General features: G+C 66.1%; 21 protein-coding genes and 1 pseudogene. 5 read left to right on the top strand and 17 right to left on the bottom strand.

From position 1 onward, the window contains the following. Positions 1–87: 87 nt before the first annotated feature. From ggt to AC1ROX_RS04575, 6 genes are all read right to left on the bottom strand, one after another. Positions 88–1,773, bottom strand: a complete 1,686-nt coding sequence (ggt, locus tag AC1ROX_RS04550; RefSeq protein ID WP_493122859.1) for a gamma-glutamyltransferase — start codon at positions 1,771–1,773, stop codon at positions 88–90. Positions 1,774–1,909: 136 nt separating this feature from the next. After that, complete coding sequence (locus AC1ROX_RS04555) at positions 1,910–2,209, bottom strand: GIY-YIG nuclease family protein (RefSeq protein WP_493123650.1); 300 nt, start codon at positions 2,207–2,209, stop codon at positions 1,910–1,912. Between the two features lie 122 nt (positions 2,210–2,331). Further along, positions 2,332–2,772, bottom strand: a complete 441-nt coding sequence (locus AC1ROX_RS04560) for a hypothetical protein (protein ID WP_493122860.1) — start codon at positions 2,770–2,772, stop codon at positions 2,332–2,334. Between the two features lie 4 nt (positions 2,773–2,776). After that, positions 2,777–3,937 carry a phytanoyl-CoA dioxygenase family protein gene (locus AC1ROX_RS04565; RefSeq protein WP_493122862.1) on the bottom strand — a complete coding sequence of 387 codons (1,161 nt, stop codon included), beginning with the start codon at positions 3,935–3,937 and terminating at the stop codon, positions 2,777–2,779. Positions 3,938–4,136: 199 nt separating this feature from the next. Further along, the gene (locus tag AC1ROX_RS04570) at positions 4,137–4,709 is read right to left on the bottom strand and encodes a glutathione peroxidase (RefSeq protein ID WP_493122864.1); all 573 of its coding nucleotides are present in this window, start codon (positions 4,707–4,709) and stop codon (positions 4,137–4,139) included. 24 nt (positions 4,710–4,733) lie between these two features. After that, complete coding sequence (locus AC1ROX_RS04575) at positions 4,734–5,441, bottom strand: ribonuclease activity regulator RraA (protein WP_493122866.1); 708 nt, start codon at positions 5,439–5,441, stop codon at positions 4,734–4,736. A gap of 224 nt (positions 5,442–5,665) precedes the next feature. Here AC1ROX_RS04575 and AC1ROX_RS04580 point away from each other — a divergent pair, with 224 nt between their 5' ends. The 3 genes from AC1ROX_RS04580 to AC1ROX_RS04590 all read left to right on the top strand — a co-directional run bounded on the left by AC1ROX_RS04580 (position 5,666) and on the right by AC1ROX_RS04590 (position 9,013). Further along, positions 5,666–6,199 carry a 6-pyruvoyl trahydropterin synthase family protein gene (locus AC1ROX_RS04580; protein ID WP_493122868.1) on the top strand — a complete coding sequence of 178 codons (534 nt, stop codon included), beginning with the start codon at positions 5,666–5,668 and terminating at the stop codon, positions 6,197–6,199. Then, a complete protein-coding gene (gene queE, locus AC1ROX_RS04585) occupies positions 6,196–6,921 on the top strand; it encodes a 7-carboxy-7-deazaguanine synthase QueE (protein WP_493122870.1) in 726 nt (241 codons plus the stop codon). Before AC1ROX_RS04580 ends, queE begins: the two co-directional genes overlap by 4 nt. 151 nt (positions 6,922–7,072) lie before the next feature. After that, positions 7,073–9,013, top strand: coding sequence for a pentapeptide repeat-containing protein (locus AC1ROX_RS04590; protein ID WP_493122872.1), 1,941 nt, complete (start codon positions 7,073–7,075; stop codon positions 9,011–9,013). A gap of 45 nt (positions 9,014–9,058) precedes the next feature. On the opposite strand, the gene AC1ROX_RS04595 is transcribed toward AC1ROX_RS04590, so the two are convergent. Both AC1ROX_RS04595 and AC1ROX_RS04600 read right to left on the bottom strand, forming a co-directional pair. Beyond that, positions 9,059–10,732: an N-acyl-D-amino-acid deacylase family protein gene (locus tag AC1ROX_RS04595; RefSeq protein ID WP_493122874.1), complete on the bottom strand. Its 1,674-nt coding sequence runs from the start codon at positions 10,730–10,732 to the stop codon at positions 9,059–9,061. A gap of 232 nt (positions 10,733–10,964) precedes the next feature. Further along, positions 10,965–11,135 (bottom strand): annotated as a pseudogene (locus AC1ROX_RS04600) (SRPBCC domain-containing protein); the annotation flags it as partial. A gap of 72 nt (positions 11,136–11,207) precedes the next feature. On the opposite strand from AC1ROX_RS04600, the gene AC1ROX_RS04605 reads away from it, so the two are divergent. Together AC1ROX_RS04605 and AC1ROX_RS04610 are read left to right on the top strand one after the other, a co-directional pair. Further along, on the top strand, positions 11,208–11,399 hold the full coding sequence (locus tag AC1ROX_RS04605) for a hypothetical protein (protein ID WP_493122875.1): 192 nt from the start codon (positions 11,208–11,210) through the stop codon (positions 11,397–11,399). 53 nt (positions 11,400–11,452) lie between these two features. Then, on the top strand, positions 11,453–11,857 hold the full coding sequence (locus AC1ROX_RS04610; RefSeq protein ID WP_493122877.1) for a VOC family protein: 405 nt from the start codon (positions 11,453–11,455) through the stop codon (positions 11,855–11,857). 15 nt (positions 11,858–11,872) lie between these two features. On the opposite strand, the gene AC1ROX_RS04615 is transcribed toward AC1ROX_RS04610, so the two are convergent. The 9 genes from AC1ROX_RS04615 to AC1ROX_RS04655 form a co-directional block, all read right to left on the bottom strand. Next, a complete protein-coding gene (locus AC1ROX_RS04615) occupies positions 11,873–13,033 on the bottom strand; it encodes an FAD-dependent monooxygenase (protein ID WP_493122879.1) in 1,161 nt (386 codons plus the stop codon). Further along, positions 13,033–13,431 (bottom strand): globin family protein, encoded by a 399-nt coding sequence (locus AC1ROX_RS04620; protein WP_493122881.1) that lies wholly within the window; start codon positions 13,429–13,431, stop codon positions 13,033–13,035. The genes AC1ROX_RS04615 and AC1ROX_RS04620 overlap by 1 nt, the downstream gene beginning before the upstream one ends. A gap of 16 nt (positions 13,432–13,447) precedes the next feature. Beyond that, positions 13,448–14,290, bottom strand: a complete 843-nt coding sequence (locus AC1ROX_RS04625) for an ABC transporter permease (RefSeq protein WP_493122883.1) — start codon at positions 14,288–14,290, stop codon at positions 13,448–13,450. Beyond that, positions 14,287–15,039 carry an ABC transporter permease gene (locus AC1ROX_RS04630; protein ID WP_493122885.1) on the bottom strand — a complete coding sequence of 251 codons (753 nt, stop codon included), beginning with the start codon at positions 15,037–15,039 and terminating at the stop codon, positions 14,287–14,289. The genes AC1ROX_RS04625 and AC1ROX_RS04630 overlap by 4 nt, the downstream gene beginning before the upstream one ends. Continuing rightward, a complete protein-coding gene (locus AC1ROX_RS04635) occupies positions 15,036–15,917 on the bottom strand; it encodes an ABC transporter ATP-binding protein (protein WP_493122887.1) in 882 nt (293 codons plus the stop codon). Before AC1ROX_RS04635 ends, AC1ROX_RS04630 begins: the two co-directional genes overlap by 4 nt. Before the next feature lie 9 nt (positions 15,918–15,926). After that, entirely contained in the window at positions 15,927–17,027 is a 1,101-nt protein-coding gene (locus AC1ROX_RS04640; protein WP_493122889.1) for an ABC transporter substrate-binding protein, read from the bottom strand. Positions 17,028–17,048: 21 nt separating this feature from the next. Continuing rightward, positions 17,049–18,230, bottom strand: coding sequence for a Rieske 2Fe-2S domain-containing protein (locus AC1ROX_RS04645; protein ID WP_493122891.1), 1,182 nt, complete (start codon positions 18,228–18,230; stop codon positions 17,049–17,051). 14 nt (positions 18,231–18,244) lie between these two features. Then, positions 18,245–19,477: an aromatic ring-hydroxylating oxygenase subunit alpha gene (locus tag AC1ROX_RS04650; RefSeq protein ID WP_493122893.1), complete on the bottom strand. Its 1,233-nt coding sequence runs from the start codon at positions 19,475–19,477 to the stop codon at positions 18,245–18,247. 255 nt (positions 19,478–19,732) lie between these two features. Beyond that, complete coding sequence (locus AC1ROX_RS04655; protein WP_493122895.1) at positions 19,733–20,470, bottom strand: GntR family transcriptional regulator; 738 nt, start codon at positions 20,468–20,470, stop codon at positions 19,733–19,735. Between the last annotated feature and the right edge of the window lie 20 nt (positions 20,471–20,490).

Consider the following 20,490-nt stretch of genomic DNA (forward strand, 5'->3'; position numbering starts at 1 on the left):
TAATGAAGACAGGCGAAAACTCTCCCCAACGCCTTCATGTGGCCATGCGGTCGGGAGGGCGTCAAGGCGACGACCCCGCGCTCTGCGTCAGCTCGGCAGCACGAACCTCACGCCCGCGCGCGCCAATCCGCCGCCCAGTCCCGCCGCCGTGCCGTCGGCGCGCCAGCAGGCGGCGCCGGTCATGGTGCCGTCGTCGTGGAACTGGATGGCGTTCATGCCACCGGCCACGGTCGGCATGATCTTGAGCGTGTGGCCGCGCTCTTCGAGACCCTTGCGCACCGGCGCAGGGATTCCGTGCTCGACCTCGAGCAGTGGGCCCTCGGTCCAGATGCGCGGCGCCTCGACGGCTTCCTGCAGTTCCATGCCGTGGTCGATCAGGTTGAGCAGGGCCTGAAGTGCGGAGGGGAAGATCTTGCGGCCGCCGGGCAGGCCCAGCGCATAGCGCACCTTGCCGTCGCGCAGCGCCATCATCGGCGACATCGAGGTCGTCACGCGTTTGCCCGGTGCGATCGACAGCGCGTTGCCGCGGCGCGGGTCGTAGTTGTTCATGTAGTTGTTGGGGATCATGCCGGTGCCCGGCACGATGAAGCGCGCGCCGAACAGGCTGTTGATGGTCTGCGTCGTGCTGACGACGTTGCCCATGCCGTCGGCCACGGTGAGATGCGTCGTGTCCTGGCCTTCCGCCGCTTGCAATCCGCCCGTCCATTGCGTGGCGCGGGCGATGTCTAAAAGCTTGCGGCGCTGGTCGGCATAGTCGCGGCTCACGATGCGCTCGACCGGCACCTTCACGAAGTCCGGATCGCCGCTCGCCTCGGCGCGGTCGGCGAAGGCGATCTTCAGCACTTCCGCCAGCAGGTGCAGCGTGTCGACCGTGCCGAAGCCCATCTTCGCGATGTCGTAGGCTTCGAGGATGTTCAGCATCTGGGCGATGTGCACGCCCGAGGCGGCGGGCGGCGGCGGTCCCAGGATCTCCCAGCCGCGATAGTGGCCGCGGATCGGCGCGCGCTCCTCGACCTTGTAGCCGGTGAGGTCGTCGGGTGCCACGAAGCCGCCGGTCTTCTCCATGCACTCGACCAGCAGGTCGCCGAGCGGTCCGCCGTGCAGCGCCTTCTCGCCCTGCTGCGACACGAGCGTGAGCGACTCGGCATACTGGCCCTGCACGAGCTTCTCGCCGGGCTTCAGCGGCGTGCCGTTGGGCAGGAGGAGCGCGGACGCGAGCTTGTCCTTCGAAAGGTCGGCGCCGGCATCCTTGATGCAGTCCGAGAGATAGGGCGTCACCGCGAAGCCGCGCGCGGCGTGGCGGATCGCGGGCGCCATCACGTCGGTGAGGCTCATCGTGCCGAAGCGTTCCAGCGCCATACACCAGGCGCGCAGCGAGCCCGGCGTCGCGACCGACTTCGGCCCGACCAGGTTCTCCTGGCCCTCGACGTCATAGACCTCGGGCGCAGCGCCGGCGACCGGCTTGTACATGTCGGGATGGCCCGACTTCGGGACGGCGCTCATGCCGTCGAGGATGCGATGGCTGCCGTCGGCCAGGCGGATGTGGCAGGTCGTGCCGCCGATCAGGCCGACCATCATCGGCTCGACCACGGTCAGCGCGAACTGCATGGCGACCGCGGCGTCGACCGCATTGCCGCCGGCCGCCAGCATTTCCAGGCCCGCGGCCGAGGCCAGCGGATGGTTGGACACGGCCATGCCGCGCGGCCCGTGCGCCGGCTGCTTCTCGCAGGTGAAAGACGTGCCCGCGCGCTCGCGCCATGTCGACTTGGTCATCGGTGTCCTCGCTGAATTCTCTGGGCAGAAGCCCGCCTGTAAATCTCGCATGTCGCTCAAGTAGCCGCTACCCATTCACCTCATCCTGAGGAGCGCCGCGAAGCGGCGCGTCTCGAAGGATGGGCAACGAGTCCCTTCATTTGCCACCTCTTTTCGCGAGCACCCGGAGTGCCCCGAAATCACCCCTGATCAGGGCTTCCTTCTTGGCGCGTGACCAGCCCTTGATTTGCTTTTCGACCGCGATTGCATCGGTGATGTTCAGGAAGTGCTCCGACCAGACAATGGCAACGGGCAAGCGTTTGGACGTATAGCCGCCGAAGGCGCCGCTATTGTGCTCGGAAAGACGCCGCTCCAGGCCATGACGCGCCGAACCCACATAGTAGCTGCCATCCGAACAGCGAAGCATGTAGACGTGCGCTCCGCTTTCATTGTCCATGGTTCCTGCCAACTCGACCCTGGCCCATCCTTCGAGACGCGCCGCTTCGCGGCGCTCCTCAGGATGAGGTAAGTGTTTGGATCGATTCAATTCATTTCCGGTCGACCTCTTGGGGTGAGCTCCTACTGCCCCACACGCTGCTCTGCTTCCACGCAACGCTGCAGCCGCCCGCACGCAGCCTCGTCGCGCTCGCCCTTGGGGTTGAAGCAGGCGGCGGCGTCGGCCGAGCCGTCGGCCACGATCTGGGTCAGGCGGGCGCGGGCGGCCAGCGGTTGTTCGACGTCCAGAAGGCCCTTGCGGGTCAGCTCGTTGGCGAAGCGGATCACCAGCCGCTCGCGCGCCCGCATTGCTTCCGGCGCAGATGCCTTGGCGTCGCGGCACCATTGCATCGACGGCCCCTTGCCGCAGCCCCAGAGCTGCATCTGGCGGAAGCGCTCGGCGAGCTGGCGGTTCACGCCCAGGCAATAGGCGGTGACGTCGTCTTCGCCGGCGAGGGGCTCGGCCTCCTGTGCGCTCGCCGGCAGGGCGGCGAGCGCGAGCAGCAGGACGAGACCGAAGCGCATCCGGTCAGATGAACATGTCGAGCTGATTGTAGTTCTTCATCGTCTCGCGCATCGCCTCGCTCCAGCGGTTCTCGTCGTGGCGGTCGGCCAGCGGGCGATAGACGTAGCTCTTCTCCTGCGGGAAGCGCTGGCGCCGCGCATCGATGCCGAGCAGCAGGATGCGCAGCCGCGCGTTGATGCGGTCGAGATCGTAGGTCACGACCTCGCCGTTCAGCCGCCTGGTCGTGACGTTCAGCACGCGCTTGCGTGGAAAGAAGCCGGCATTGAGCGTGACCCGGCGGTCGGGCGAGGAGTTGGCGAAGGAGCCGTGCAGGAGCTGGCGGTTGGTGACGATCGTGTCGCCGGCATTGGCCAGCATCGGGACGGCGCCCTCGATGCGGTCCGAGCCGCTCTCCGCGACCAGCTTGCGGATGTCGGCCTTGCCCAGGCGATGGCTGCCCGGCAGCACCCACACGCAGTTGCCCGCGGTGCTGGGATAGAGCTGGGTCATGAAGTTGAAGCCGTGGGCGCCCATGTCCCAGTCGTCGGCCGTCCAGTGCGTCGTGCCGTCCTGATGCCAGGCGACCGAGGGGCCGAGGCCCGCCTCCTTGATGAAGGTCACCTCGTTGTAGGGCACGAAGTCGTCGCCCAGGATCGCCTCGGCCACCGCCAGCAGGCCGGGATGGCCGTAGAGCCGAAGTGCCGCGTTCATCAGGTAGAGGTTGCCGTCGAGCAGCTCGACGGTCCAGGCGGGCGCGTCCTCCCCCAGGGTCGGCTGGCTCATCGCCACGGGGTGGCGGCCGTTGTTCTTGTCGGTGCCGCCGAGCGGATCGCTCAAGGGCTTGGCCCAGCGATAGGGCGGCTTGATCACGCCCTCACCGAAGGCGGGACGGCCGTGGCGGTCGAGCGCCGCGCCGGGCTCGACCGGCGCACGCTCGAGGATGGCGTCGACGTCGGCGCGCAGCTCGGCCAGTTCCTCCGGCCCGGCGACGCCTTCGAAGACGTAGAAGCCGTTTGTCCAATAGGCGTCGAGAATGTCCTGCGCCAGCTTGCCGTCGGCGCCAAAGCGGATCGGCCCGCGATTGCCCAGCGCCCGGGCACGCGCCTCGCCGGCGCGACTGTACTCGGCCATCACCTGCGCGTGGTCTTGAGCGGAAAGAGGGGCAGAAGTTTCGGCCATCGCCATGGGACGCCTCCAGCGTTGGAAGCGCCGACGATAGCGCGGCCTGTCACCCTCGGCCAAACCCCGCCGCGCGGTTCACCCGCTCTGCGGACAGCGAAAGGTCCCTCACTGCGTTCGGGATGACAATTTTGTCGGCATTTGCGCAGTGCGCCGATGCAGAAAACGCTGTCATCCCGAACGCAGTGAGGGACCTTTGAGCCGTTCAGCTCTTCGCCGCCAGCGCTGCCTCGATAGCGCGTTCGAGCTTGTGGCCGGTGCCGCTCACGGCGGAGAACCAGTCGATGATCCGTCCGTCGCGGCCGATCAGGATCTTGTGGAAGTTCCAGTTGGGCGTGCCGATCGCGCCGGTCTGCGCCGCCGCCCAGCGGTAGAGCGGATGGGCGTCGGGGCCAGACACGGTCTGCTTGTCGGCCAGCGGGAAGGTGACGTCGAAGCTCGCCTCGCAGAAGCGCTTGATCTCATCCTTGCTGCCGGGCTCCTGGCCGCCGAAATCGTTCGACGGCACGCCCAGCACGACGAGGCCCTTGTCCTTGTAGCGCCGCCACAGCTCCTCGAGGCCCTTGTACTGGCCGGTGAAGCCACAGAGGGACGCCGTGTTGACCAGCAGCACGACCTTGCCGGCATAGTCTGCGGTCGGCATCGGGCCGCCGCCGATCGATTCGAGCGACACGCCTGCCCAGTCGACCGGCTGCCGTCCGACCTGCGACCAGGCCGCGCCCGCCGCCGAGAGCAGCGCGCCCAGCACGGCGAAGGCCAGCATACGGATGACTCTCATGATGCTGACCTTCTTTGCCCGGCTCTACTTCTTGGTCGCGGCGTAGCGCGCCTTGGCCTCGTCATTCGGCGGATAGAGGCCCGGCAGCGCGACGCCGCGCTCGACCTCCGACATGATCCAGCCTTCCAGCCGCTCCTGCTCGGTGCCTTCCTTGGCGACCGCCTCGACCAGCGCCTGGGGAATCAGCACCGCGCCGTCGTCGTCGACCACGACCACGTCGTTGGGGAACACGGCCACGCCGCCGCAGCCGATCGGCTCCTGCCAGCTCACGAAGGTGAGGCCGGCGACCGAGGGCGGCGCCGCGCAGCCCTGGCACCAGACCGGCAGGCCGGTTCCGAGCACGCCCGCCATGTCGCGCACCACGCCGTCGGTGATGAGGCCCGCGACCTTCTTCTTGACCATGCGCGCGCACAGGATGTCGCCGAAGATGCCGGCGTCGGTGATGCCCATCGCATCGGCGACGACCAGCGCGTCTTCCGGCATCGCCTCGATGGCGGCGCGGGTCGAGATCGGCGACGACCAGCTTTCCGGGGTCGCCAGATCCTCGCGCGCCGGCACGAAGCGCAGGGTGAAGACGCGCCCCACGAGACGGCCCTGGCCCGGCTTGATCGGCCGCGTGCCGCGCATCCAGACGTTGCGCAGGCCCTTCTTCAGCAGGATCGTCGTGATGCTGGCCGTGGTGATCTTGGACAGCGTGTCCTTGAGGTCTTTCGAAAGGGGCGTCGTCTGCACGGTGTCTCCGTTTCTCGGCGGTTTTGGTGGATCAGGCGGAGAATAGGCGAGGGGCCGACCTGACACCACACGGGAGGGCACCATGCCGCGTCCGGGGCGGGTTTCCCGGGCGGCCGGATGGGGTAAAAGCGGCCCGTCGGCGCCCCGCGCCGTCCCGGTCGTAGTCCCACCCGGTCAAAACAGGAGCCCCCGATGATCGACTTCGTGCTGCGAGCACGCGGCTGATGTTCAGCCTCGTCTTCACCCGGCGTTACAGCATGGCGCACCGGCTGATCGCCGATCCCGCCAGCAAATGCGCCATCCCCCACGGTCACAACGAACAGGTGATCGCCCGTATCCAGCCCGTCGCGCCGCAGCGTCTCGACGGCGACGCCAACATGGTGGCGCCGTTCGACAGGGCCAAGGCGCGCTGGCACCGCTGGATCGACGACCAGGTCGACCACGCCTTCCAGCTCGGCGAGCGCGACCCGATGATCGACTGGTTCCGCGTGCACGAGCAGCAGCGGCTGGCGCGCCTGCTGGTGACGCCCGGCGATCCCACGACGGAGATGCTGGCCGCCTGCTTCATGGCCAAGCTCAACGCCTTCCTCGCCGCCGACGGCAACGCGTTGCACTGCGTCGAGATCACGGTCGAGGAAACGCCGACCAACGCCGTGACCTTCACCGGCGATCCGGCCGACGCGTTGCCCGAGCGCGGTGGTGCGAACTGGTGGCAGCGCGCCGACGACAGCATCAACGATTTCGATCTCGCCGCATGAGTGCGATCCGCATCTCCGAGATCTTCGGCCCGACGGTGCAGGGCGAGGGCGCGCTGATCGGCAAGCCCACCGTCTTCGTGCGCACCGGCGGCTGCGACTATCGCTGCTCCTGGTGCGACACGCTCTACGCCGTGCTGCCGGAATACCGTCACGACTGGTCGCCGATGGCGCCGGAAGCGATCCTCGCGGAGGTCGCGGACCTCACCGGCGGCACGCCCGTGCTGGTGACGATCTCCGGCGGCAATCCCGCAATCCAGCCGCTGGGTCCGCTGATCGAACAAGGCCACGCGCGCGGCCACCGCTTCGCGATGGAGACCCAGGGCAGCGTCGCCGCCGACTGGTTCGCCACGCTCGACCATCTCGTCCTCTCACCGAAGCCGCCCTCGTCCGGCATGGACACCGACTGGGCCGACTTCGACGATTGCCTCGCCGCCGCGAACGGCGGGCCGCAGACCGTGCTCAAGATCGCCGTGTTCGACGAGCCCGACTATGCCTTCGCCCGCGCCGCCTCAGCGCGGCATCCGTCCCTGCCGGTCTATCTCTCCATCGGCAACCACACGCCCGGCGAACCCAACGAGGCCGGCCGCGACGGCGTCGACCAGAAGGGCCTCATGGCCCGCTTCCGCTGGCTGGTCGACCGCGTCGGACAGGACCGCTGGTTCGACGCGACCGTGCTGCCGCAGCTCCATGTGCTCGCCTGGGGCAACGAACGCGGGGTGTAGGCGCGGATTGCGAATTCTATGTCAGGATTCACTGCTCGGATTGAAGCGTAGCGGCCGAAGGCACTCAAAAAAGCGCAGTCGTTTACGTCTGCGACCGGGAGTTGCTGAGTGGCCAATCTGGTGTACGCTCGCATGCAGTGGGGGAGACTGGATGGACAACTTTAGCCCTTGGCATGTCCGGCGAAGTGCAAAGAAGTTGGAGGATCTGCAAGCATCCGAGCGACTGTACGCCCTGCTTAAAGATTCGTCAGAAAAGAATAGGAATTACTTCATTGCATGGATGTTATTCGTTGCGTTTGTGATTGCAACGACAGCAGGAACATCTGATCTGCAGCTTCTGACGCAATCCGAAGGGGTAGCGCTTCCGATCTTGGGAGTTCAGGTTCCAATCGGTGGCTTCTACTTTTTTGCCCCGCTGATTGTTTTAACTGTACATTTTAATCTTTTGCAGAATTTGGACTCACACGCTTATCGACTTGATAGGTGGGCTGGTTCAGTTCAGCAACCAATTCGAAGAGAGCAAATACCTGCATTCATTTTTGACCATGCTGCCCTGGAGCGAGACTCAGCGTTCGCATGGCTGGTCCGCTTCGCAACCGATTTAACGTGTTATTGGCTGGGCCCATTTGTTAGCGCGTACATCATGGTGCGTTATAGCGACGTCCAGGATCCGTACATGACGAGTTGGCAATTGCTTGTCATATTGGTGAACTGGATTATCGCTTCCCGTGCGCGTGAAAATCTGCCTCGGCGATTTGAAATTTTCCGCCAAGATCCAAAGAACCACCATGTCGGCTTATTGGTACAGCCGGCGACTGTCCTATTCCTGATCTCGGTTTGGGTCCTGGTGCTGAATTGGGGGCTGTACTGGAACGTAAGCGCAGCACACGCGGTAATGCACTACGTTGCATCCAAATCGCATAGTGACGACTTCGATCTTTTTGTCCCGAGAATTAAAATTCCAGAAAACAGCGCTGTAGGTACATTGGATATCAGTATTGAAACTCGCGCAAAGTTAAATGGGATAACTACTTCTGAGCATTGGGAGCGATACGGTAGAGGTATCGATCTGGCCGGGCGCAGTCTTAAGTACGCTTATCTAAAAGGCGCCAATCTTCAGAAAGCTGATCTTCAGAAGGCACAACTTGATGGTGCGCTTATGGAAGGCGCTTTGATGAATGGGGCAAAACTTAAAGAGGCAGCTCTTGATTTCTCTTATCTTCGAGAAGCTCAACTGACGGGAGCAGATTTAACATGGGTAAAGGCGCGAGGGGTAGACCTTCGTGGGGCCGACCTGCGAGGCTCGGATCTAAGCTTTTCTGATTTGCGCCTTTCTTCACTTAACGGTGCAAACCTTCGAGGAATCGATATCAACTTAAGTACTAAACTTCAGGGTGTTACAATTCGAGGTGTTGCTGCGGAAGGTGCGTCTCTGGCTGGAGTAAAACTAGTCGGCGCTGACGCCGCTGGCGCCCAACTGCAAGGTGCTATCTTAGACAGCGCAGAACTATCAGGCGTTGAATTCAAAGGTGCAAACTTGCTTGCTGCGAGTATGGGGCTTGTTCACCTGTCAAAAAGACCCGATTGGGAGGGCGAGCCAATCTACCTAACTTACTCAGCGCCAGGTCGTGAGGATCCATGGAAGGAATTGAACGCTGATCGGTTTAATAAGAGAGCTAGTGAGAATATTGAAGCTGCACGTAAGCGCCTGGAAGGCACCAGCAACAATGTCAACACAGAGATTGAACCCTTTCAACGGCGTAGGGTCGAGATTCGCGGTATTGTAACGAATCTTGCTGGCTACTTGTGCAGTCACATACCTCAAGGTCTACCGGGAATACTTGCTGGATCTAGATGGCCCGGCGGCAAGCTTATTCCTGCCAGCGACATCAGTGACGGCATCATCGCTCGGCAAATGCTGTTTTCTGCACTTTTGAATGACGGTTGGTGCAAATCTAGTAGGGAGCAAATCTGCTTAGTAGCTCGACGTGAGATGACAACTACAGAGCCATTTGAAGATCCTGATAAGCTGGGTGCTCGCCTTGGCCAGCGCGGAGTTAGAATTCGCGTATTGCCGAGTGAGTGCAGATGATTGTCAACTGATGCTTCCGATACTAGAGCCACAAAATAACAGCCATTACCCCCTCAAAACCTTCCCCGCCTTCGCGTCCGTCAGCCGGCCCTGCTCCCAGGTGAGCGCGCCGTTCACCATCGTGTATTCGACGCCGCGCGAGGGCATGACGATGCGTTTGGCGCCGCCGGGGAGGTCGTGGCGGCGTTCGCCGTGGTTGCTGGAGCCGATGGAAGCCGGATCGAAGATCGCGACGTCGGCGGGCGCGCCTTTCCGGAGGCGGCCGCGATCCTTCAGTCCGAAGAGATCGGCGGGATCGGAGGTGAGCTTGCGCACGCCTTCCTCCAGCGTGATGGCCTGCTTCTCGCGCACCCAGGTGCCCAGCAGGTAGGTCGGGTAGCCCGCGTCGCAGAGCATGTCGACATGCGCGCCGCCGTCGCCCAGCGCCATCAGGATGGCGGGGTTGTTCAGGAGCTCGCGCATGCGGTCCTCGCGCGTGTTCCACGAGGAGATGGTGAGCTCGGTGTCGAGATTGTCGGCCAGCACCGTGTCGAGGAAGGCATCGACGCTGTCCTTGCCCTGCTCCTGGGCGATCTCGGCGATCGACTTGCGCTCGAGATGCTTCAGCGCCGGATTGCGCACGTCATGGACGACGACCCGGCGCCAGTCGCTGAAGCCGGTCGGGTTCTTGAGGTCGGCCTTGAACTGCGCGCGGAACGTGGGGTCGGCGTAGACCTTCTTCTGCGCTTCCTTCGAGGTGTCGGCGAACACCCGCTTCCAGGCCGGGAAGGCGGCGAAGGCAAAAGGATTGTCCATATTGCATTCGCGCGTGAGCGGCAGCGGCGAGGTCTGCGGCCGCGCGCCCTTGGCGATCATCGGCGCGGCGCGACGCAGCGTGTCGCGCACCGCCTCGGGAATGTCGTCGCGATCGAACAGGGCGATGAAGGTCACCGGCCGGCCGCTCTCCTCCAGCAGGAAGTCGAGCAGCTCGCACTGGTCCTGCTCCAGCACGCCGACCTGGCGGGTCAGCGCGATCTCGATGGCGCCCTTGCCGCGCTTCTTCAGCTGGTTGGCATAGGCCTTCATCTCCTCGCGGCTGGCATTGCGGCAGGCCAGCGGCTTGCCCTCGAAGCCCATATGCTGGTTGAGCGTCGTCGAGGAAAAACCGAGCGCGCCCGCGTCCACCGCCTCGCCGATCAGCCGGGCGATCTCGTGCGTTTCCTCCGGCGTGGCGGCTCGGTCCATCGAGGCCTCGCCCATCACGTAGTGGCGGAACGGCGTCAGCGGCGCGATGAAGGCGAGGTTGAGCGACGGCTTGCGCGCCGCCGCCGCGTCCATGAATTCGGGGAAGGTCTCCCAATCCCAGGTGATGCCCTTGTTCAGCACGTCGAAGGGGATGCCCTCGACGTTCACCAGGTCCTTCATCGCGATCTCGCGCGTCTCGGGCTTGCAGGGCGCGATGCCGACGCCGCAATTGCCCATCACCACCGAAGTGACGCCGTGCCAGGAGGAGGGCGTGACCGCGCCGTCCCAGCAGATCTGCGCATCGTAATGCGTATGTGGATCGACGAAGCCCGGCGCCACGACGAGTCCGTGCGCGTCGATGGTGCGCTTGGCACCCTCCGTCACCTTGCCGATCTCCGCGACTTTGCCATCCACGATCGCGACATCGGCCTGGTAGCGCGCGGCGCCGGTGCCATCGACCACGGTGCCGTTCTTGATCACGAGGTCGTAGCTCATTGTGCGTTTCCTCCCAGAAACTTTATGCACAAACGCTACCACCGGTGGCCGCCCGCGCCACTCCCCCGAGCCGCAGAGCGCGGGTTCGCTGCAGCTGCTCAGTCACGGTAAGCGAAAGGTCCCTCGCTACGCTCGGGATGACAATATTGCTGGAGTTCGTGCGGTGCGCCGATGGAGGGACCTTTCAATCAGCCCGGGATTTCCGGCTGGACGAGCCGCGCCAGCAAGGGTCGTGGCGGATGCGCTCGTTGGGCACGAGTTCGAGGTAGGTACCCCCGAAGGAATGGCTATTGCCCGACGAGAAGTTGGTAAAAGACATGCAGTAGGTCCCGCCGACGCGGGCGTCGATCGAGTGGGCGGTCAGGACGCGATGGAAGCGGACGGTCCCGGTCTTGTCGGGCATGATCGATCCTCCTTGGTTCAGATTTCGCGGCTTCTTCAAAATAGGTTCACGGTTCCGGGGGACAACCCTGTCGTGCCGACCAAGCAAATCGACGTCTTCATCCGGGACGAATATGTCCGGTCCTATTCGATCGTCCTGGGATTCGTGAACACGCCGCTCTTCGACCAGGATTATGTCGATCGCGCCCGCGCTCAGATGCAGGCCGACGGCTGGTCGCTGGACGAAGTCGCGCTCGCCCGTTTCGTGGTCCGAGAGGGCGATTAGGGAACTTCGAGGCCGATGGGCCTTTGACACGGCTTCGCCAACCGGAGGAGCCCATGCGCGGTGTCGTCCATCACATCGATCTCACCGTGCGCGATCTCACGGCCTCGGCGCCTTTCTATGAGGCACTCCTTGGCTTCCTGGGCTATCGCCGCGTGAAGCAGGAGTCCGAGCTGCACGTCTGGGATCTGGCCCGGGACGGCCGGCTCCTCGCCGGCGTCGCGTTGCGGGCGGCGCGATCGGAGCGTGCGCACGATCGCTACAGCGCCGGCCTGCATCATCTGGCCTTCCGCGCCGCCGACCGTGCCGATGTCGATGCCGCGTACGCGCTGATGAAGGGGAGGGGCGCCGTCATCCTCGATCCTCCCGCCGAGTATCCGCAGTACGGCGCCGGCTACTATGCGGTGTTCGTGGCCGATCCCGACGGGCTGAAGCTGGAGGTCGTGCACTTCCTCGGATAAGCCACCGGCATGCCGTCAGGGAAGACGACTGGCGGCGGCGACGGCGCGGCCGTCGTCGAGCGACGCGGTCCAGGGATCGTAGGTGAAGAACCAGTCGAGGTTGGCGGGTTCGCGCATCCATATGTTGGCGAGCGAGCCGGCCTGGACCTCGGCGACGCGCGGGATGCGGATGGCGGCGTAGCGCGCGAAGGCTTCGGAGGGATCGGCGAACCAGGCGAGGCAGCGGGCGAGAATGGCCGCGTCCTCCAGCGCCATCGAGCCGCCGGCCGCCATGAAGGGCCGCACCGGATGGCAGGCGTCGCCCAGCAGGACGATGCGCCCGTCGCTCCAGCGATCGTCGCGCGGCCGGTCGAGGATCGGCCAGACCGTAACGTCGGTCGCGGCACTGACGGCGCGCTGCAGGTCGGGATGGAAGCCTTCGATGGCCGCCAGGAACTCCGCGCGGCTGCCGGGCCTCGGATTGTCGTCGTCGCCGTCCCAGCGCTCGGCCGGAAAGGCGCCCATCACATAGACCTCGTCGCGGCGCGCGGTCATGTAATAGGCCAGCACGTGCCGGTCGGGTCCCCACCATTTGGTGCAGTCGCGGATCGGCACACCGCCGAGGCGGCTCGCGGGAAAGATCGCGCGCGGGGCGATGCGGCCGATGAAGCGCGGTTCCTCGACGCCCAGGATGATCTCGCGCACCTTCGAGCGGATGCCGTCGGCGCCGATGGCGATGTCGGCCTGCGCCGTGGCGCCGTTCGCGAAGGTGAGCGTGAGGCCGTCCGGTCCCTCATCGATGCCGGCGATGCGATGGTCGAAATGGATCGTGCCGGACGCCAGCGGGCTCTGCAGCAGGCGGTGCAGGTCGGCGCGGTGGATGTTGACGAAAGGACCGCCGAAGCGCGCGTCCTGTTCCTCGTCGAAGACCAGCTCGTTGGTCGTCTCGCCTGTGTCCCAGGTGCGGCTCACGAAAGCGTCGGGGCGGATGCCGGTCTCGACCAGCCCGCGTTCGAGGTCGAGCCGGCGCAGCACCTTGGCGGCATTGGCGCCCAGGATGATGCCGGCGCCGATGCGCGAGAAGTTGGGCGTCTGCTCGTAGACCGCGACCGGGAAGCCCGCGCGCTGTAACAGAGCCGCAACGGTGAGACCGCCCAGCCCGGCGCCGAGGACGGCGATGCGCGTGCGGCGATCCACTAGGCCGAAGTCATCACGCCGGCGAGCGCGGTGTAGGTCACGGTCCAGGCTTCCTTGACCTCGGGCGTGAAGTCGGGACCGAGGCCCTTCTCCAGGGTCCACAGCAGCGCCGCGCCGACCGGCGCATAGTGCGCCGTCGTCACGCCGTAGCCCTTGTGGCGCTCGCCCAGTGCCTTCACGGCCGGCAGGATCTCGTCGAGCTTGTGCAGGTTGGAGACGGCGGTGCCCAGCATGCCCATGAGCTTGGCCTTCTGCTCCTTCATGTCCTGCGGGAACATCGGCCGGACCTCGGGCGCGATCTCGAACAGGCGGTCGTAGAACAGGTCGGCGGCGGTGCCGGCGATCGGCACGACCTTCTTGAAGCTCGTCTGGACCAGTTCGATCTGTTGCGGTGTCATCGGCGGAGTCCCCCGTTCAGGTGAATCCCTCGGTTGCAAACGGCGCGCCATACCAGCGCTGCGCCAGGGACTCGGCCAGAACGACGGTGCCGTAGACGGAGAGGCCGACGAGGCAGAGCAGGGCGAGGGCTGCAAAGGTGAGCGCACTGTCGGCGTTCGAGGCGGCGAACATGATGATGTAGCCCAGCCCCTGCTGGCCGGTGACGAACTCGCCCACGATCGTGCCGATCAGCGCCATGGTCATGCCCATCTTCAGCCCGGCGAACAGGGACGGGATGGCGAAGGGCACGCGCACCGAGACGAAGGTCTGCCAGCGGCTGGCGGTCAGCGCGCTGCAGAGGCGCAGCGCCTCGGGCCGGGTGCGCGCGAGGCCGCCCGCCGTCGCGGCGGCGATCGGGAAGAAGGCGAGGAACAGCGCGAAGACCAGGCGCGATTCGCTGCCGACGCCGAACCAGATCACGAACAGCGGCGCCAGCGCGATCTTCGGCACGATCTGGAACAGCACGAGATGCGGGACCAGCGCCTGCTCCAGCCGCCGCGACAGGGTGATCGCCGCCCCCAGGGCGATGCCGACCACCACGGCCAGCGCGAAGCCCATCACCGCCTCGCGCGCCGTCGACAGGAGCTGCGGCAGCAGGAGCGGCATGCTGCTGCCCAGGATCGCGCCGATATCGGAGGGCGAGGAGAGCAGGGAGCGCATGTGCGGGAAGCGCTCGACGCCCCCTTGCCAGGCCCCGAGCAGGACCGCGAGCAGCAGCAGCGGCAGCACGACCGGCCGCAGCTTCGACCAGCGCAGCCACTGCCGCCAGGCGCGGGATGGCGCGTCGAGCGTCACATCGGAGAAGGGAACGGCCGTCATCCGCGATACCAGCGGATCGCCAGCCTCTCGAGGCCGGCGACGATGCCGTAGAGCGCGAGGCCCAGGAGGCAGAGCACGCCGATGGCGGCGAAGGCGCTGGCGGTCTGCGAGCGGGCGCCGGCGGCCATGATGGCGAAGCCCAGACCGTCCTGGGCGCTGATGAACTCGGCGATGACGACGCCGGTCACCGCCATGGTCGAGCTGATGCGCAGGCCGCTGAAGAAATGCGGCAGGGCGAAGGGCACGCGCACCGACCAGAAGGTCCGCCACGACGAGGCGCCGAGCGAGCGGCAGAGCCGGAGCGCGCTCGCATCGGTGTTGTAGAGGCCGACCGAGGTCGAGATCAGCACCGGGAAGAAGCTCAGCAGGGCGGCAAAGACGATGCGCGCCTCGTGGTCGATGCCGAGGAAGATCACGAACAGCGGCGCCAGCGCGACCTTGGGGATGAGCTGCAGCGTCACGATGAAGGGATAGAGGATCTCGCGCAGGATCTTCGAGCTGCTGATCGCAGCGGCGCCCGCGAAGCCCGCGACGACGGCCAGCAGGAAAGCCGCCAGCGCCTCGCGGCCGGTCACCACGGCCTGGTGGAGGAGCGACGGCAGCGCGCGCAGCAGGTTCTGCAGGATGTCGGTCGGTGCCGGCAGGATCAGCGCAGGAATGCCGCCCACTTGCGCCGTGACCTGCCACACCACCGCGATCGCGACCGCGCTGGCGAGCGGCAGGACGATCGAGAGGGTGCGGTCGTTCATTCCTCGCCGCCATGACGGCCGGGCTGCAGCACGGGACCATCCCCTGGCCGGCGGTCGCGCCGCGTGCCGCCATGCTCGATCATGCCGCGCAGCTCGCCGCAGAGGCGGGCGAACTCCGGCGTCTCGGTGACGGAGATGTCGCGCGGCCGGCCGAACGGGACGCGGATGTCGGCGACCACGGTGGCGGGCCGTCGCGTCATCACCAGTACCCGGTCGGCCAACAGCACGGCCTCGCGGATCGAATGGGTGACGAACAAAGCGGTCTTGCCGTAGTGGCGCCAGATGTCGAGCAGCGCCTCGTTCATCTCGTCGCGCGTGATGGCGTCGAGGGCGCTGAACGGCTCGTCCATCAGCAGGATGTCGGGATCGTTCAGCAGCGCGCGGCAGATCGCGACCCGCTGGCGCATGCCGCCGCTCAACTCGTGCGGCCGCTTGTTCTCGAACCCGTGCAGCCCGACCATGTCGATCAGCTGCTGCGCGCGGTCGCGATACTCGGCGTCGGGCTTGCGCAGGATGTGGGCGGGGAACATCACGTTCTGCAGCACCGTTTTCCACGGCAGCAGGGTCGGGTCCTGGAACATGATGCCGATGCTGGTGCGCGGCCCGGTCATCGGCTTGCCCGCGACCTCGATGGTGCCGGCGGTCACCGATTCCAGTCCGCCGCACATCATCAGCAACGTGCTCTTGCCGCAGCCGCTCGGGCCCAGGATGGCGATGAACTCGCCCTTGGCCGCGTCGAAGCTCACGTCGCTCAGCGCCTCGACCGGCTTGCTGCCCGAGGCGTAGACCTTGCGGGCCCCGCGGACCTTTATAAACCCGTCCCCTTTGGTGGAGGCCTTGGTAGCTGGCTGGGCGAACGGCATGGCGAGCGTGTCCATCGGCGCCCGTCAGCTCAGGACGGCCTTGAACTCCGTCACCGCCGACTCGGCCTTCGCCCACTCCGCATCGGTGAGCTTCAGCTTGCCCGAGAAGCGGTTGGTCAGGATCGCGTCGAGCTCGGGCTTCTTGTCCTTGGGGTCGGTCGCGATGTTCTGCATCACGAGGTCGATCATCGTGGCGTAGTCCTTGGGATCGCCGAAGCCCAGCCCGTTGGTGCGGGCCGGCGCGTACATCGCCTGGTACATCCAGATTCCGAGGCCGACCCACAGCCGCTCCTTGGCCTGCGCGACGATGGCCATCTCGGGCACTTCCTTGAAGAAGATCTCCTGCGCGGCCTGCGGATCGAGCAGGGTGAACTTCATCGCCTCGACGAGGCCGTTCACCATCGCCTCGCACTGGCCGGGATCCTTCGCGAGGCGCCCCGGCTGGGTCATCAGGACGTTGTGGTAGAGCGGCAGATCGTACTTGCTGTAGAGCATGAAGCGCGGCTTCTGGCCGGCGGCGTAGAGGATCGGCGCCATGCTGATGGCGAAGCCCGACAGCGCATCGACCTTCTTGTCGAGCAGCAGCCGCTCGCGGACCTTGGGATCGACAAGGATCGGCTTGATCTTGGATTCGTCGACGCCGGCGCGCTTCAGGAAGATCGGCCGGAACGGATAGTCGCCCGAGGTGACGACCGAGGCGATCGACTTGCCCTCGAGGTCCTTGGGCGTGCGGATCGGCGAATCGTCCAGCACCGCGATGCACATGGTGGCGTCGTAGCCGGTGGTGGCGAGCTGAACGAGCGGCATGCCCTTGGCGGTGATCTCGATGCCCGCGGTCGCGACCGACATGCCGAAGTCGAACTTGCCCGCCGCGATCGCCTCGGCGGCGGCGTTGGAGCCGAAGCCACGCGACACGGTGACGTTCAGCCCCTGCTTGGCCCAGAAGCCCTTCGACTTGGCGACGTAGGCGATCAGGTTGCTGCCCTCGGCGAGCCACGGCAGCGTGAAGGTGAGGTCGGTCGCCGCTTTGGCCACGAAGGGCGTGGCGAGGCCCGAGGCGAGGGCGGCGGCACCGGCGGTGACCTTGAGCGCGCTGCGGCGGGTGAGGGTCGATCCTTTGGACATGACGCGGTCTCCTCTTGCTGGCTATTCGGCGGCGGTGCGGTGGGCGGCGTCCTGTGCGGACGGCGGACGCCGCGCATGCTCGGCGACGAAGCGGCGCCAGGCGGTGACGCCGGCATCTGTGCGCGACAGCGTCTCGCGCTGGGTCTTCACCCGCTCCAGCACGCGCTTGTCCTGGTCGGAGAACAGCCAGTCGTGCGTCCACGACAGCCAGAAGATCCATTGCAGCTTCTGCAGCATCGTCGCGAGCGCGCCCTGCCGGCGGTAGCGGCTGAACGTGTAGAAGAGCGTCGTCTTCTCGTCGATCGGCACGACCCAGCGGCACATGAAATAGTTGCCGCTCGGCCGGCCGATCAGGGTGATGCCGGGCAGCAGCGAGCTCTGGCGGTGCAGGTAGCCGTATTTCACGACGGCCGGCGACTTGGTCGGATCGATGTCCTTGCCGCGCCCCGTGGGCTTCAGGCGGCGGTACCAGCTCTCGCGGGCCGGCGGGAACTGGCCGAGGCCGGGATACTGCGCCTTGTTGATGCCGCCGCGCGCCTTGTAGCCGATGCCGCGCCCGTCGGCGGTCGGCTCGGCGGCGAGCTGGACGGCGTGCGGGAAGACCGGCTGCAGGATCAGCTCGGGCGCGTTCCTGTGCAGGAACGGCGCGTGCAGGTCGTGGCAGAGATTGTCCTTCAGGACGCGCCAGTTGCAGTGATAGGTGCGCCAGGTCGAGAAGCCGTGCCACTCACTGTCCTCGGCCAGGCACTCCGGCTGGTCGTCCGACAGCGGCACGGCCTCCATGTCGCCGACGAACAGCCAGATGACGCCGAGATGCTCCTGCACCGGATAGGTCTTCACGCCGGTGCCGGGCGCGATGACGGTCTCCGGCCCCTCCATCAGCTTGGCGACGCACTTCCCGGTTTCGCCGGAGAAGGTCCAGCCGTGATACGGGCAGGTCAGCGTCCCGCTGCCGGGGTACATGCAGCTTCCCTGGCTGAGCTGGGCGCCGCGATGCGGACAGCGATCCTGCAGCGCGTGGATCTTGCCGGCATCGCGGAACAGCACGATGTCCTCGTTCAGGATTTTTATGGCTTTCGGCTTCTTGCCGAGACGCCATCCCGCCAGCACCGGATACCAGTAGTTGCGCAGGCCGGTCTCCGGCACGCCGGTCCTGGCATAGACGTCCGGCGTCGCAATGGGAGTGGACATCGGCGCGTTCATGGCGGCCTCCGCGATCAGGCTGAAGGGACGGCGGCGCGATAGGCGCGCAGCAGCCAGGCGTTGAACTGGATCAGCGTCGTCTCGAGCGGCACGTAATGCGCATCGGGCGGCGTGAAGCGCGACTTCTTGCCGGCCTGGATGCCGAGATTGACCGGGATGTCCTGCAGCCAGATCTTCTTGGCGCCCTCGCGCACCGTGTTGGCGCGGTCGGCGAAGTCGTTGCGCTCGCGGGTCGAGCGCGGCAGCAGCCAGCCGCCCGCCGTCACGCGGTCGTTGGAGGCGAGCGTCGCCTCGGCGCCGACCGGCGTGATGAGCTGATAGGCGACGGCGCCGGGCGCGAAGATGATCGTCATGCTGGGAGGGATCAGCACGAAGGTGAGCCGCTTGCGCTGCTCGGGCGAGAGCGTCTCGATGGCGGGGAAGGCGGCCTCGGGGCCCCAGCCGGTATCGGTCATGCCGCCGTCGGACTGCAGCAGCGGCACCGTGCGCACGATCGCATTGTCGGTGCCGCTCATGGGCGTGAACACGACGCCGCCCGCGTCGTGGACGCTCGGCGCAAAGTCGTGCGTGCCGCGATGGACGAACTCGGGGTGATAGGCGTCGGTGAAGTTCTCGGCGTGGACCTTCCAGTTCCACGGCAGCGGCGTCTCGCCGGGCGTCGGCGGCACGGCCACCAGGTCGGCGTCCTCGTAGTTGGCCCAGAAGGGCTCGACCTTGGCGAGGCTCGGCGCCAGCGGCGCGGCGTCGGGATCGAGATTGACGAACAGGAACCCGTGCCAGTTCTCCAGCCGCACCTCGGGCAGCTTCGAGTTCTGGCGCAGGCAGTCATGGTCCTCGCGGCTCTCGAGATAGGGCGCGCCCATGAAGTTGCCGTGCAGGTCGAAGGTCCAGTAGTGCAACGGACAGCGGAAGGCGCGGCCGGTCGAGCCGGCCTCGCTCGCGATGACCAGGCCGCGATGGCGGCAGATCGCGCTCATGGCGCCGATCGTGCCGTCGCCGCGGCGCACGACCAGCAGCGGCTCGATGCCGATCTTCGGCGCGAGGAAGTCGCCCGGCTTGGGGATCTGCTCTTCGCGGCCGACGCACACCCAGGAGCGCGGGAAGACGACCTGCCGCTCGAACTCGAAGAACTCCGGCGAGGTGTAGCACTCGCGCGGCAGCATCGGCGCGGCGGCCTCGTGTGTGCCGGGATCGGGCAGGGTTTCCAGGATCTTGCGGATCGTGGGGGAGAGTTCCGAATACTGCATCTGCATCCTCGATGGGGCTTCGCAACGGCGTCTCCCGACCGGAACTGCAGGAGGCATGCCAGCGCGGATAAGCGCTGATTCCACGGGATTACAGGCGATTCGCCCCCTCAGAGCGGCGGCAGAATCTATAGATTCTTCGAGGGGCGGGCAGGGTGGCGCGCGATCGGGACAGTCTATGAATCCAAAGGTCCCTCACTGCGTTCGGGATGACATCTCTTTCTTCATCGGCGCACCGCGGCAACGCCGAAACCATTGTCATCCCGAGCGTAGCGAGGGACCTTTCCCGAAGCTGATGTTCTCCTCAATCAGCCGGTTCGACTCGACGAGATGCCGCTCCAGCAGCGCCTTGCAGCCGACCCGGTCGCGCCGGTACGCCGCCTTGCTGATCTCGAAGTGATCGTCGCTGATGCCGCCCATGTAGGACTTGGTCGGCAGCGCCATGCGGCGATAGCGGTGGATGCGGTCGTGGATCTGGCTGCAGAGGCGCATCAGGGTCGGCGAGGCGCAGGCCCCCAGCAGCGTCATGTGCAGCTCGCGATGCGCCTCCTCCCACTCGGCGGTGATCGGCGTGTCCTCGCCGACCCGCGCCTTGATGTGGATGAACGCCGCATGCGCCACCTTCATGCGCCGGTCCCACTCTGCGTCGGCGCGGTCGAAGGCGAGATCGAGCGCCATCAGCTCGACCCGCAGGCGTATGTCGCAGACGTCGCGAAGGTCCTCCCGCGAGACCGGCGCCACGCGAAAGCCCTTCTGGCTCTCCATGACGACCAGCCCGTCGCCCGCGAGCTGGCCCAGCGCGTCGCGCAGCGGCGTGATGCCGATACCGTATTGTTTGGCGAGGTGATGCAGCGCGAGCTTGGCGCCGGGGGCGAGATCGGTGCTCAATATGTCGGCGCGCAGGCGCACGAGCATCGCCTCGCCGAGGGAATGCGCGTCCCCGACGCCACGGTCCGATCCGGCTGGCACGTCGCGATGCCCGATCATCCAACCCATGCCCACACTCCGCAGAGGAT

The sequence above is a fragment of the Reyranella sp. GW821-FHT14A01 genome (assembly GCF_058803965.1).

What these genes read in the sequence shown, in the direction of transcription:
- AC1ROX_RS04590 (WP_493122872.1), top strand. Translation starts at nt 7,073, where the DNA reads ATGGACAACTTTAGCCCTTGGCATGTCCGGCGAAGTGCAAAGAAGTTG.
- AC1ROX_RS04650 (WP_493122893.1), bottom strand. Translation starts at nt 19,477, where the DNA reads ATGCAGTATTCGGAACTCTCCCCCACGATCCGCAAGATCCTGGAAACC.
- queE (WP_493122870.1), top strand. Translation starts at nt 6,196, where the DNA reads ATGAGTGCGATCCGCATCTCCGAGATCTTCGGCCCGACGGTGCAGGGC.
- AC1ROX_RS04655 (WP_493122895.1), bottom strand. Translation starts at nt 20,470, where the DNA reads ATGGGTTGGATGATCGGGCATCGCGACGTGCCAGCCGGATCGGACCGT.
- AC1ROX_RS04625 (WP_493122883.1), bottom strand. Translation starts at nt 14,290, where the DNA reads ATGACGGCCGTTCCCTTCTCCGATGTGACGCTCGACGCGCCATCCCGC.
- AC1ROX_RS04570 (WP_493122864.1), bottom strand. Translation starts at nt 4,709, where the DNA reads ATGAGAGTCATCCGTATGCTGGCCTTCGCCGTGCTGGGCGCGCTGCTC.
- AC1ROX_RS04560 (WP_493122860.1), bottom strand. Translation starts at nt 2,772, where the DNA reads ATGCGCTTCGGTCTCGTCCTGCTGCTCGCGCTCGCCGCCCTGCCGGCG.
- AC1ROX_RS04640 (WP_493122889.1), bottom strand. Translation starts at nt 17,027, where the DNA reads ATGTCCAAAGGATCGACCCTCACCCGCCGCAGCGCGCTCAAGGTCACC.
- AC1ROX_RS04645 (WP_493122891.1), bottom strand. Translation starts at nt 18,230, where the DNA reads ATGAACGCGCCGATGTCCACTCCCATTGCGACGCCGGACGTCTATGCC.
- AC1ROX_RS04635 (WP_493122887.1), bottom strand. Translation starts at nt 15,917, where the DNA reads ATGGACACGCTCGCCATGCCGTTCGCCCAGCCAGCTACCAAGGCCTCC.
- AC1ROX_RS04555 (WP_493123650.1), bottom strand. Translation starts at nt 2,209, where the DNA reads ATGGACAATGAAAGCGGAGCGCACGTCTACATGCTTCGCTGTTCGGAT.
- AC1ROX_RS04610 (WP_493122877.1), top strand. Translation starts at nt 11,453, where the DNA reads ATGCGCGGTGTCGTCCATCACATCGATCTCACCGTGCGCGATCTCACG.
- AC1ROX_RS04580 (WP_493122868.1), top strand. Translation starts at nt 5,666, where the DNA reads ATGTTCAGCCTCGTCTTCACCCGGCGTTACAGCATGGCGCACCGGCTG.
- AC1ROX_RS04565 (WP_493122862.1), bottom strand. Translation starts at nt 3,937, where the DNA reads ATGGCGATGGCCGAAACTTCTGCCCCTCTTTCCGCTCAAGACCACGCG.
- ggt (WP_493122859.1), bottom strand. Translation starts at nt 1,773, where the DNA reads ATGACCAAGTCGACATGGCGCGAGCGCGCGGGCACGTCTTTCACCTGC.
- AC1ROX_RS04630 (WP_493122885.1), bottom strand. Translation starts at nt 15,039, where the DNA reads ATGAACGACCGCACCCTCTCGATCGTCCTGCCGCTCGCCAGCGCGGTC.
- AC1ROX_RS04620 (WP_493122881.1), bottom strand. Translation starts at nt 13,431, where the DNA reads ATGACACCGCAACAGATCGAACTGGTCCAGACGAGCTTCAAGAAGGTC.
- AC1ROX_RS04595 (WP_493122874.1), bottom strand. Translation starts at nt 10,732, where the DNA reads ATGAGCTACGACCTCGTGATCAAGAACGGCACCGTGGTCGATGGCACC.